Genomic DNA, 12,511 nt, shown 5'->3' with positions numbered 1-12,511 from the left:
TATAAGGAGATTTTCCTGATTTCCGCATATAAAGTAAACCCTTATAAGACGGCGTTCAGAGATCGCTCCACCACCTCCGTCTTAACTAAATTTTTAATTTTTTCATTTTTTAGTATATCAACTCTAATTTTGAGGGCGATAGACGATTCACATCCATATCGCACAACCAAATTGCATAGTTATTCAGGGGAAATACCACCTGCTTACATTTAGCAATATTTTTTTATTAATAAATTTAGTTAAATTAATTCCACACAAGCTACATTCATCAATTACATTTTTTCACAATCAATCGCTTTACATGCATTGAATTGAATTGCATAGAAACTTACTGACAAAGCAACTTATCCTAAACACCTGTAATGTTTCTGAGGACATTCTGCTGAGTGACTTATTGCCTCGTTTGAAATTTCAACATGTTCATAAGCGTGGGACGAAAAAAAACGGCAGGGAAACCCTGCCGTTTTTTGACTACTGACGGAATGAATCAGAATGCTGCAATGCCAGTCTGAGCACGTCCCAGAATCAGCGCATGAATATCATGCGTACCTTCATAGGTGTTCACGACTTCCAGATTAACCATGTGGCGTGCAATGCCGAACTCGTCGGAAATGCCGTTGCCACCGAGCATATCGCGGGCAACACGGGCAATATCCAGCGACTTACCGCAGGAATTGCGCTTCATGATAGAGGTGATTTCTACCGCTGCGGTACCTTCATCTTTCATACGACCAAGGCGCAGACAGCCTTGCAATGCCAGCGTAATTTCCGTTTGCATATCTGCCAGTTTTTTCTGCACCAGCTGATTCGCAGCCAGTGGCTTGCCAAACTGCTTACGATCGATGGTGTACTGACGAGCCATATGCCAGCAGTATTCCGCCGCACCCAGCGCACCCCAGGCGATACCGTAACGGGCGGAATTCAGACATGTGAACGGACCTTTCAGGCCTTCCACGCCCGGCATCAGGTTTTCTTCCGGCACAAACACTTCATCCATGACAATTTCACCGGTAATCGATGCGCGCAGACCTACTTTGCCGTGAATAGCCGGTGCAGTCAGGCCTTTCCAGCCTTTTTCCAGAATAAAGCCACGGATTTTGCCGTCATCGGTTTTCGCCCAGACGACAAACACGTCGGCGATCGGGCTGTTGGTAATCCACATTTTGGCGCCACTCAGCGAATAACCGCCCGGCACGGATTTCGCGCGGGTGACCATGCTGGCAGGATCTGAGCCGTGATTAGGTTCGGTCAGGCCGAAACAGCCTATCCATTCGCCGGTTGCCAGTTTAGGCAAGTATTTTTGCTTTTGGGCTTCGGTACCGAATTCGAAAATCGGCACCATTACCAGCGAGCTTTGCACACTCATCATTGAGCGGTAACCGGAATCGACGCGTTCCACTTCGCGCGCAATCAGGCCGTAACTGACATAGTTCAGACCGGCGCCACCGTATTCAGCCGGAATGGTCGGGCCCAGCAGACCGAGCTCACCCATTTCACGGAAAATGGCCGGATCTGTTTTTTCGTGACGGAAAGCCTCCAGTACACGTGGCATCAGACGCTCTTCGCAATACGCGCGCGCAGCATCCTGCACCATGCGCTCTTCCTCGGTCAGTTGCGAGGACAGTAACAGAGGGTCTTCCCATTGAAACACCGGCTTTGCCATCAATATCTCCTGATTTATTTGTTCTTAAACGATTATACGAAGCGCTTACTTCGTTTTGTGCCGGATCGGGAATCGTAATTTCCACGCTCCGGTCATTTCCCGCGAACTGGTATGCTTGCGGCAGGCGCTAGTATACGCAAGCTGAACGGTACTGAGTAAACATTCCTGATCAGACGTTGCAGAGCGGAATCACCGCTGTCGCTTCGATTTCCACCTTTGCTCCGTCTTCCATCAATGCGGCAACTTGCACCGCCGTCATTGCCGGAAAATGCATCCCGAAAATCTCACGATACGCTTGCCCGAGTGCTTTGCGCTGCGCAAGATATTCCGCTTTATCTGTCACATACCAGGTCAGCCTGACCACATGCGCTGGCAGCGCGCCGTCGCTTTCCAGCACAGCCACGATGTTCAGCAGCGCTTGCCGCGCCTGCATCACAAAATCATCGCTGACCAGTTGCTGTTGCTGATCCCAGCCTATCATGCCGCTGACAAAAACCATTTTCCCGCTGGCGGCGATACCATTTGCGTAGCCTGAAGGACGAGACCAGCCTTCCGGCTGCAATACTTTCTGAATCATACTTTTTCACCCTGCCGCACGTTCTTCAGCGTTTCTCTGGCAATAATCACTTGCTGAACTTCGCTCGCACCTTCGTAGATGCGCAAAGCCCGTATTTCGCGGTACAGGCGCTCTGTCAGTGCGCCACTGACCACACCGGCACCGCCATGCATCTGCAACGCTGTATCAATGATTTTCTGTGCATCTTCAGTAGCACGCCACTTCGCCATTGCAGCTTCTTTTGTGACTGGTATGCCCTGATCGCGCCGCCACGCTGCGCGGTAAATCAGCAAGCCATTACTGTCGGCTGCAGTGACCATCTCCGCCAGTTGCGCCTGCGCGAGCTGAAAATCGGCCAGATAACTCTGAAACATCTTACGCGTCGTCATACGCTGCAATGCTGCATCCAGAGCCGCACGGGCAAAGCCAAGTGCAGCCGCAGCAACGGAAGTGCGGAACACATCCAGCGTTGCCATCGCCAGCTTAAACCCCTGCCCGGCAACCCCGATGCGCTGACTGACAGGAACACGGCATTGTACAAAGCGCAGGCGGGCCAGCGGATGCGGTGCCATCACATCAATCCGTTCGGCAATCTCCAGTCCCGGCGTATCCGCATCCACGATAAATGCTGAAATGCCGCGTGCACCCGGTGCTTCGCCGGTTCTGGCAAACACCACATAAAAATCCGCGATACCGCCATTCGATATCCAGGTCTTTTCACCGTTGAGTACATATTCATCGCCATCCGTCACCGCGCTGCATTGCATCGCTGCCACATCAGAGCCTGCTTCAGGCTCCGACAACGCAAATGCGGCAATGGCCGTGCCGTTGACCACACGCGGCAGATAGCGGGCTTTTTGCGCTTCCGTACCAAACAGCGAAATCGCGCCGGAACCCAGTCCCTGCATCGCCAGCGCAAAATCTGCGAGGCCGTGATAACGGGCCAGGGTTTCGCGTAACAAGCACAGGATACGGGTGTCGATATGTTCGCTGGCACCGCCATACGCCGTACCAGCGACCACATAACGCAACCAGCCACCATCCGCCAGTCTGCGCACCAGTTCGCGGCAGATTACATCAGCATCCTCATGCCCGAGCTGCAAATGTTGCTGCGCCCATTGATCCAGTTCAGGCAGGAATGTGCGGTGGAAATCATCGAAAAACGGCCATTCCATTTGCTCGGCTACGGCTTGCGGTAATGCTGCACTCATTTCAGTTTCCTTCAAATTCCGGCTGGCTGCGCGCAACAAAAGCATGATAGGCACGATGAAAATCGTTGGTCATCATGCAGATTGCCTGCGCCTGCGCTTCTGCTTCAATCGCTTCGTCAACGCCCATATTCCATTCCTGATGCAGCATTTTTTTGGTCATGCTGTTTGCAAAGGTCGGGCCCGATGCCAGTTGCGCCGCAAATTGCTGTGCAGTTGCCAGCACCTGATCGCTTTCTGTCAGACGATTGTAAAAGCCCCAGCGTTCGCCTTCTTCAGCCGACATTACACGGCCACTGAACAATAATTCAGATGCACGTCCCTGACCGATCAGCCGCGGCAGGATTGCACAGGCTCCCATATCGCAACCGGCAAGTCCGACTTTATTGAACAGGAAAGCCGTTTTTGTCTTCGGCGTTGCATAGCGGATATCCGATGCCATTGCCAGAATCGCGCCCGCACCGACACAAATACCGTCGATTGCAGCGATGACAGGTTGCGGACAATGGCGTATCGCCTTGACCAGATCGCCGGTAAGACGAGTGAAAGCCAGCAAGGAAGGCATATCCATTGTGGTCAGCGGACCAATAATTTCATGGACGTCGCCGCCGGAACAGAAATTACCTCCCGCACCGGTCAGCACGACGGCATGCACTGATTTGCAATCAGACAATGCGCGAAAGAAATCACGCAATTCGGTGTAGGAATCAAAACTCAGTGGATTTTTGCGGTCGGGGCGATTCAGCGTCACCGTTGCAACACCGTGGCTGATCTCTAACAATGAATGCTGTAACTGCAGGTGAGCTGTTCCGGTCTGCTGACCGGGCAGTATTGCGGGGGTTCCGGGCAGGTAATTCATGCCATTCGCTTTCTCAGCGCTGATCGCGCCGCTATTAATCACGGGAAACATCTGACAAATGGCTTTTCAGGCGTGTCAGGATGTTTTGCATCTGGTCTTTTTCTTCTGCAGGAACACCGGACATCAGCTCTTTGACCCAGGCTTCATGCACTTTTGCCATGCGATGAAAGCTGGCCCGCCCCTGTTCGGTCAGGCGCACGGTATACACGCGACGATCCAGGTAATCCGCTTCGCGCACAACCAGGCCTTCCGCTTCCAGCTGATCGGTGATGCCAGTGACATTTCCGCCGGTCACCATCATACGGCGCGACAGTTCGCCCATACGCAATCCTTCGGGATAACGTTCCAACTGTGCCATCAGATCGAAGCGCGGCAAGGTTATGCTGAATTGCTCACGCAACCGGCTGCGGATTTCGCGTTCTATCATCATGCTGCATGAAAGCATACGCAGCCATAACCGCAGCGACTGGTGATGATCATCGGTCAGGCGACTTTCCAGATCCCTGATTTCGGGCTCTTGAGCATTCATTTTGTGTTCCAGATACTCCCGGGGGTATATTTCAACCACCGCATGTTTATTCGGACAATCGTGCCATTTTATCGGATACTCCCCTGTTTTGCAGGAAGCATCAGCCTATCCACTCTGCACCGCATACCGGAAACACTTGTCCTGTATGGGTTTTCTGAGACGGCTGGCACAGCCAGCGTACGGTCTCAGCAACTTCCTCCGGCTGAATCAGCCTGCCCTGCGGATTGGCTGCGGCCAGAATTGCCTGTGCCTGATTCCGCGTCAGCTGCTTTGCCTGCATCAGGTTTTCCAGTGCCTGCTCTGCGATAACGGTCGCGGTATAACCGGGACAAACCGCATTCACCGTGATACCGGTCGAAGCATATTCCAGCGCAACCGATCTGGTCAGGCCCAGCAACGCATGTTTGGCTGCGCCGTAAGCAGAAATCGTTTTGTAAGGTTTGATCGCGGCTGTACTGCAAATATTGATGATGTGGCCTTGCTGCAATTCCTGCATGTCGCCCAGAACCGCCTGCATCGTATGCACTGCACCGAGTACATGCACTGCATACATCGCCTCGAAATCTGCCGGGGTGGTGTCTGTAAATTTTGCACTGTGCGTGCTGCCGGCATTGTTGATCAGAATGCTGATCTGACCAAAGCGTTGTCTGGCGCTTTGCGCCGCTGACACCACCTGAGCGCTATCAGTCACATCGGCAATTTCGCTGGCGATATCACCTTTATGAAGCGTACTCAGGCGCTCAACAGCAGATGCAAGCACATCACCGCGGCGACCGCTGATGGTGACCTTTGCACCGTCACGCAACAGGGCTTCTGCAATTGCATAACCGATGCCGGAACCACCGCCGGTCACCCACGCATGCTGCCCGTGTAAATTTCCGTTGGTAGTCATACCTGATTCTACCTGTTCGCCTGCAATTGTTGCCGCAATTGCGCTGCGCCCGCTTGCAAGGACAGAGGCCACTGACGGATATCGCCCGCCTGAGCCAGCTGATGCAAAGTCCAGTTCGGATTTGCCAGATGAGGACGGCCGATCGCGCACAAATCAGCACGTCCGGCAGCAATGATGGTGTTCACCTGATCCAGCGACGTAATCGCACCAACGGCAATCGTGGCGATGCCGGCTTCCTGACGGATCTGATCGGCAAACGGGGTCTGGTACATGCGGCCATAAACTGGCTGCTGAACACTGCTGACTTGTCCCGATGAGCAATCGATCACATCGGCACCGGCATCTCGGAAGCGCATTGCAATTTCCGTTGCCATTTCCGGCGTCATCCCCCCCTCTACCCAGTCGTGAGCAGAAATTCTGACGGATATCGGTAAATGTGCAGGCCAGACGGCTCGCATGGCGGCAAAAACCTCCAGCGGAAAACGGCAACGGGCTTCTGTACTGCCACCATACGCATCCTGACGCTGATTCGTCAGCGGAGACAGAAAGCCGGACAGTAAATAACCGTGTGCGCAATGCAGCTCCAGCCAGTCAAAACCAGCCACGGCGGCACGCTGTGTTGCCGCGACAAAAGATTGCCTGACGTCGTCCATCTGCGAAACCGTCATCGCTTTCGCAGGTATAGAAACCCCTTTATTCCATGTGGTTTCGCTGGCGGCAAACAATGGCCATCCGCCGACGCTCAGGGGGACATCATCGCCTTCCCACGGCACACGGCACGCACCCTTCGCACCGGCATGACCAAGCTGAATACCGATACGTGCATCGCTATGCTTGTGAACCGCAGCGGTAACCCGCTCCCATGCAGCCTGCTGATCATCGTTGTACAAACCGGTACAAGCGGGTGTAATGCGGCCATCTGCGCGGACTGCCGTCATTTCCGTCATCACAAGCCCAGCGCCACCCATTGCCCGGCTCAGATAATGCATGACGTGGTAATCACCGGCGATACCATCCTGCGCCTGATACTGGGCCATTGGCGATACCACAATCCTGTTTTTCAGACTGAGTTCACGAACACGGAACGGTGTCAGTGCCGGAAAGTTTCGCTGATGCGCAGCCGTCGAAGCGCCTGCCTGCACAGCAATTTTTTGTTCGACATCTGCCACCAGCGCAGGGTCGCGCAGCGCCAGATTGTCATGCAGTATGCGCTGACTGCGTGTCAGCAACGAATACGCCATTTGCCACATCGGCAAACGCTGATATCTGCCCGCATTTTCGAACCAGTTCATCGAATTTCGCGCAGCACTCTGATACCGCAAAAAACCGGTCTGGCGGTTTTGTTCATATTGACGCAGCGCATCCGCCAGCGTTTGCTGAGAGCTGCCACATAATTGCAGCACCAGTTCCGCCATGTCATCCATCGCAAGGCGCGTACCGGAACCGATAGAAAAATGGGCAGTATGTGCAGCATCACCAGCCAGCACCACTGCCAGCCGATGACCTTCCGCTTCGGATTCCGTGTACCAGCGCTGGCAATATAATTGCGGAAACTGCATCCACTGCACGGAACCGCGCTGCTGATGCGCCAGCGCGTACAGTTTGTGCCCTTGCAAATCATCCGCAAACAGAAGCTCAAGTCTGCTCAGTGCGTCTGTCGTTTGCAGATCTGCCCACCCGCCTTTTTCCCACACAGCTTCAGGCATTTCGACAATCCATGTCGCGCAAACAGCATCATTGCCGTTATCCCGATCATGCTTGTATGCATGTGCCTGCATCCAGCCATGTTCTGTCTCAATAAACGAAAACAAGAAAGTATCGAGCGGCAGCGTCGTTCCCAGCCAGACAAAGCGGGTTTTACCCTGTGTTTGCTTCGGCTGAAAATGCGCGTCCAGTTGCTGTCGCACCGCGCTGTACAATCCATCAGCACCAATCAGTAAATCAGCACGCATACTGAGCGCCTGTTGCACAGGATCTGCGACCGATTGCTGCCAGTGGAAAACCACACCGGCAGACTTACATTGATCCTGCATTTGCTTCAGCAACTGATAACGGCTGATCGCGTAAAAATCGTGACCGGTACTGCGTACAAGCTCACCTTTGCGGCGTATTTCTATCGTATTCCAGTGATGCAGCAACGGTGACAGCGCATCAGCAAGGGCTGCATCCTGCAAAGTGATTGCTTCCAGCGCATCCTCCGATAACACCACACCCCAGCCAAAAGTATCTTCTGCTGCATGCCGCTCGGTGACATGAACTTCCCAGTCCGGACGGCGTTTTTTCAGCAATAATGCACCGAACAGTCCGGCCGGACCTCCGCCATTGATGAGAATTTTCATACCGTTTCCTCAGTGCTTTTCTGTAATTCAGCTTGTCGTAACGCATAGCGCTGCAGCTTGCCGCTATCGGTACGCGGCAGCACGGAAACAAATTCGATTAAACGCGGATATTTATAGGGTGCGATTCGCTGCTTCACCCATTGCTGCAGCAATGTCACCATTTCCGGCGCTGCACATTGCGTTTCACGTAACACAACAAATGCTTTCACCAGTTGCCCGCGTATCGGATCAGGTACGCCAATCACAGCGCATTCCGCAACCTGCTCGTGTGCGAGCAACGCATCCTCTACTTCGCTCGCAGCGATGTTATAGCCTGCACTGACAATCATGTCGTCTATCCGCCCGTGATAGTAAAAATAGCCATCCTGATCGGTTGCGTAAGCGTCGCCGGTCAGATTCCAGCCATTCTGCACATAGGTTTGCTGGCGGGTATCGTTCAGATAGCGACAGCCGGTTGGTCCTTTGACGGCAAGTCTGCCAACCACACCGGGCGAACAAGGCTGTCCATTCTGATCAAGCACGCACGCCTGATATCCCGGAATGGCTTTCCCGGTTGCGCCAGGCCTGACCTCATCTCCCGCGGCAGCAATAAAAATGTGCAGCATTTCAGTGGAGCCTATGCCATCGATCATGGTTAACCCCGTGGCAGACTCAAATGCGGTGCGCGTTGCAACCGGCAGCACTTCACCGGCCGAAACAACGGTGCGTAATGAACGCAAATCTGCTTGCTGCACCATCGGAATCATTTGCCGGTAACAGGTTGGTGCCGTGTAACACACGGTCGCCTGATGTTCTGAGATTGTCGCCAGCAAAGATTCCGGCGTGTAGCGTTCCAGCAAAACACTCGATGCGCCATAGCGCAAAGGGAATAGCAACAAGCCACCCAGCCCGAAGGTAAAGGCCAGCGGTGGTGTGCCAGTGAACACATCGTGTTCCGTGACCCTGAGAACTGAACGCGGGAACAGGTCGCAAATCGCCAGCATGTCCTCATGAAAGTGTACGGTTGCCTTGGGTTTGCCTGTTGTACCTGAAGTAAATGCAATCAGGCAGGGATCATCTCTTGCTGTATCTGCAGCACGGAATTGCGCCGCGTTTGCCAGATGTACTTTCTGCTGAAATTCAGCACCCTCTTCACGGAAACGGATAATCTGCAGCGTTTGTGAAGAAGATATCTGCATTTGTGCAATCTGCGGAAATACCTGTTCGTCACACAGCACATGGCTGATACAGGCATGCTCAGTCATTGCATTGAGTTCTTTTGCACGCAGCATTGGCATCGCCGGAACCGCAATTGCACCTGCGCGTAAAACTGCCAGCAGACAAGCTGCAAGCCACGGGTGATTGGTTCCGCTGATCAGTACACGCTGACCGGATTTCAAACCGTAATCACTTTGCAGTGTCAGCGCAATCTGACTGGAAACAGTGTACAGCTCAGCGTAAGTCCAGCAGATGCCACTGCCCGCCAATGCCTGACGACTCGCAAAATGCGGATTAAGTGTTTTTTCAAGCAATACTTCCGCACAATTCAGGCGTTCGGGATACTGTAATTCAGGGAGAGAAAAAGGCCGTTCTGGCCAGAGATTTTTTGACGGGAGATGCTGACGCACAAATGCGGCATCATCTGCACCAGAGACCTGCATGGTCATCCGTTACTCCGGTTGCGACAATGCGCGATACTTTAAACCTAAAATAATTTCAGGTAAATACTAAGCGGATAAATCAATGATCATGAAGTGGAATTTCTTGCTCACAAACAAGAAACACTGCATGTTGAATAAAACGAGACATGACCATCAGCGCTTACGTTTTTCAGCAGCAGGCGATGGCTCTTTGGGGGCAGGTGGCGGTGGCAGAGTGGCGTTAGCATCCAGAATCTGCACAAAAATTTCATCTTTACGCAGCATACCCAACTCAAGGCGCGCGCGCTCCTCAACTGATTCTGTCGAATTTTTGAGGTTATCAATTTCTGAACCAAGCTTTGCATTGCGTTCACGCAATTGCTCATTCTTTCCATGAGCCTGACCAAGCTGACGCTCCAGCTCCCAGACACGCAGCCAGCCGCCTTTCCCCAGCCACAGTGGGTACTGAATCAGTATCAACAAAAATGCAAAACCAAGCGCAATAAGACGCACAATAAACACCTTGCCGACACAAAGGACAGATGTCCTTTGTGTCAGTCACAACAATTACTTCAGATTGTAGAACGCGTCACGACCAGGGTAAGTAGCGATTTCACCCAGATCTTCTTCGATACGCAGCAACTGATTGTATTTCGCCATACGATCAGAACGGGACATAGAGCCTGTTTTGATCTGCAGTGCGTTGGTACCGACAGCGATATCAGCAATCGTGCTGTCTTCTGTTTCACCGGAGCGGTGAGAAATCACAGCAGTATAACCAGCGCGTTTCGCCATTTCGATCGCTGCAAACGTTTCGGTCAGTGTACCGATCTGGTTGATTTTGATCAGAATAGAGTTAGCGATATTTTTCTGAATACCTTCTTTCAGAATTTTAGTGTTTGTGACGAACAGATCATCACCAACCAGCTGAACTTTTTTGCCCAGTTTTTCTGTCAGAATCGCCCAGCCTTCCCAGTCGCCTTCTGCCATACCGTCTTCGATGGAGATGATAGGATATTTATCAACCCAGGTCGCCAGCAGGTTTGCAAAATCTGTCGAAGACAGTGTCAGGCCTTCGCCTTCCAGATGGTATTTGCCATCTTTATGGAATTCAGAAGCAGCGCAATCCAGACCGAGAGCGATTTGCGTGCCTGGCTCATAGCCTGCCGCTTCAATCGCCTGAATAATCAGTTTGATCGCTTCTTCATGGTTTTCTACGGAAGGAGCGAAACCACCTTCGTCACCGACCGCGGTTGTCAGACCTTTGTCGTGCAGGATTTTTTTCAGTGTGTGGAACACTTCCGCACCGTAACGGATCGCTTCACGGAAAGATGGTGCGCCTACCGGAATAATCATGAATTCCTGCAGGTCCAGATTGTTATCTGCGTGCGCGCCACCGTTGATCACGTTCATCATCGGTACTGGCAATTGCATTGCGCCGGAACCACCGAAATAGCGGTACAGTGGCAAACCAGCTTCTTCCGCTGCTGCTTTTGCAACTGCCATAGAAACTGCCAGCATTGCATTCGCGCCCAGACGGCTCTTGTTTTCTGTGCCGTCCAGATCGATCATTGTGCGATCCAGGAAAGCCTGTTCGTTTGCGTCCAGACCGATGATTGCTTCTGCGATTTCAGTGTTGATATGCTCAACCGCTTTCAGTACACCTTTACCGAAGTAACGGGACTTATCGCCGTCACGCAGTTCGATCGCTTCACGCGAACCTGTGGATGCGCCGGATGGAACAGCTGCACGGCCCATAACACCGGATTCCAGCAACACATCGCATTCAACGGTTGGATTACCGCGGGAATCGATGACTTCACGGCCAATAATATCTACGATAGCGCTCATACAAGGCTCCTAAAGTTTAATAAGAAAACACAAACCGGACGATTTTCAGTCTGTCAGCCATCGAAAAAAGCACAAAACGCGGCTGACAGAGAAACTGCTGTCGCCGCGTTGTTCGCAGCCACAGCAGGCTACAAATGCGGATCAGAAGTCAGCTTCGAGGAAGCTGGTTTTTTTGACGACGCGGTCAAGTTCCGCCATCGTCGACAGCAGTTCCTTCATACGACCAAGCGGCACTGCATTCGGGCCGTCGCACAAAGCTTCTGCAGGATTAGGATGGGTTTCCATAAATACGCCGGAAACACCTGCGGCAATCGCCGCACGTGCCAGCACAGGCACAAACTGACGTTCACCACCGGATGAAACGCCCTGCCCACCCGGCAATTGCACAGAGTGGGTGGCATCAAATACAACCGGGCAACCGGTTTCGCGCATGATCGCGAGCGAGCGCATATCGGAAACCAGATTGTTATAGCCAAACGAAACACCACGTTCGCAAGCCATGAAATTATCTTCATTCAGACCAGCTGCACGTGCTGCTGCACGTGCCTTGCCAATCACATTGACCATATCGCGCGGTGCGAGGAACTGGCCTTTTTTAATGTTCACCGGCTTACCGGAGCGGCCGCAGGCTTCGATGAAGTCTGTCTGGCGGCACAGAAAAGCCGGTGTCTGCAACACATCTACTACCGCTGCAACAGGAGCGATTTCTTCTGTGGAATGAATATCGGTCAGTACCGGTACACCAATCTCACGTTTGACCTTTGCCAGGATTTCCAGTCCGCGCTCCATACCAAGACCACGGAACGAATTGCCGGAAGAACGGTTAGCTTTATCAAACGAGGATTTGTAAATAAACGGAATACCGAGTTCTGTCGTGATCTCTTTCAGATAACCCGCTGTATCCAGCGCCATTTGTTCTGTTTCAATCACACACGGACCAGCAATCAGAAAGAAAGGCTGGTTCAGACCGACTTCAAATCCACATAATTTCATAC

General features: G+C 52.5%; 11 protein-coding genes. All 11 read right to left on the bottom strand.

The window, feature by feature from the left end; genetic code table 11:
* Positions 1 to 487: 487 nt before the first annotated feature.
* The gene (locus tag KDM89_RS07200; RefSeq protein WP_212687272.1) at positions 488 to 1,663 is read right to left on the bottom strand and encodes an acyl-CoA dehydrogenase; all 1,176 of its coding nucleotides are present in this window, start codon (positions 1,661 to 1,663) and stop codon (positions 488 to 490) included.
* Between the two features lie 169 nt (positions 1,664 to 1,832).
* Positions 1,833 to 2,240 (bottom strand): RidA family protein, encoded by a 408-nt coding sequence (locus KDM89_RS07195; RefSeq protein WP_212687271.1) that lies wholly within the window; start codon positions 2,238 to 2,240, stop codon positions 1,833 to 1,835.
* A complete protein-coding gene (locus KDM89_RS07190) occupies positions 2,237 to 3,430 on the bottom strand; it encodes an acyl-CoA dehydrogenase family protein (RefSeq protein ID WP_212687270.1) in 1,194 nt (397 codons plus the stop codon). Before KDM89_RS07190 ends, KDM89_RS07195 begins: the two co-directional genes overlap by 4 nt.
* 1 nt (position 3,431) lies before the next feature.
* Positions 3,432 to 4,286 carry an enoyl-CoA hydratase family protein gene (locus KDM89_RS07185; RefSeq protein WP_212687435.1) on the bottom strand — a complete coding sequence of 285 codons (855 nt, stop codon included), beginning with the start codon at positions 4,284 to 4,286 and terminating at the stop codon, positions 3,432 to 3,434.
* A gap of 34 nt (positions 4,287 to 4,320) precedes the next feature.
* On the bottom strand, positions 4,321 to 4,815 hold the full coding sequence (locus tag KDM89_RS07180; RefSeq protein WP_212687269.1) for a MarR family winged helix-turn-helix transcriptional regulator: 495 nt from the start codon (positions 4,813 to 4,815) through the stop codon (positions 4,321 to 4,323).
* Between the two features lie 100 nt (positions 4,816 to 4,915).
* Positions 4,916 to 5,707, bottom strand: a complete 792-nt coding sequence (locus KDM89_RS07175) for an SDR family NAD(P)-dependent oxidoreductase (RefSeq protein ID WP_212687268.1) — start codon at positions 5,705 to 5,707, stop codon at positions 4,916 to 4,918.
* 8 nt (positions 5,708 to 5,715) lie between these two features.
* The gene (locus KDM89_RS07170) at positions 5,716 to 8,046 is read right to left on the bottom strand and encodes an oxidoreductase (protein WP_212687267.1); all 2,331 of its coding nucleotides are present in this window, start codon (positions 8,044 to 8,046) and stop codon (positions 5,716 to 5,718) included.
* A complete protein-coding gene (locus KDM89_RS07165; protein WP_230427725.1) occupies positions 8,043 to 9,692 on the bottom strand; it encodes an AMP-binding protein in 1,650 nt (549 codons plus the stop codon). Before KDM89_RS07165 ends, KDM89_RS07170 begins: the two co-directional genes overlap by 4 nt.
* A gap of 147 nt (positions 9,693 to 9,839) precedes the next feature.
* A complete protein-coding gene (ftsB, locus tag KDM89_RS07160; protein WP_212687266.1) occupies positions 9,840 to 10,178 on the bottom strand; it encodes a cell division protein FtsB in 339 nt (112 codons plus the stop codon).
* A 54-nt stretch (positions 10,179 to 10,232) separates the two neighbouring features.
* Positions 10,233 to 11,516, bottom strand: a complete 1,284-nt coding sequence (gene eno / locus KDM89_RS07155; RefSeq protein WP_212687265.1) for a phosphopyruvate hydratase — start codon at positions 11,514 to 11,516, stop codon at positions 10,233 to 10,235.
* A 141-nt stretch (positions 11,517 to 11,657) separates the two neighbouring features.
* On the bottom strand, positions 11,658 to 12,509 hold the full coding sequence (kdsA, locus tag KDM89_RS07150) for a 3-deoxy-8-phosphooctulonate synthase (RefSeq protein WP_212687264.1): 852 nt from the start codon (positions 12,507 to 12,509) through the stop codon (positions 11,658 to 11,660).
* Positions 12,510 to 12,511 lie beyond the last annotated feature (2 nt).

It is taken from the genome of Cognatundibacterium luofuense (genome assembly GCF_018139685.1).
In the GTDB taxonomy this organism is placed as follows: Bacteria; Pseudomonadota; Gammaproteobacteria; order Burkholderiales; family Burkholderiaceae_D; genus Undibacterium; species Undibacterium luofuense.
Note: the sequence above shows the minus strand (reverse complement) of the source record. Positions and strands in the feature narration are given on the sequence as shown.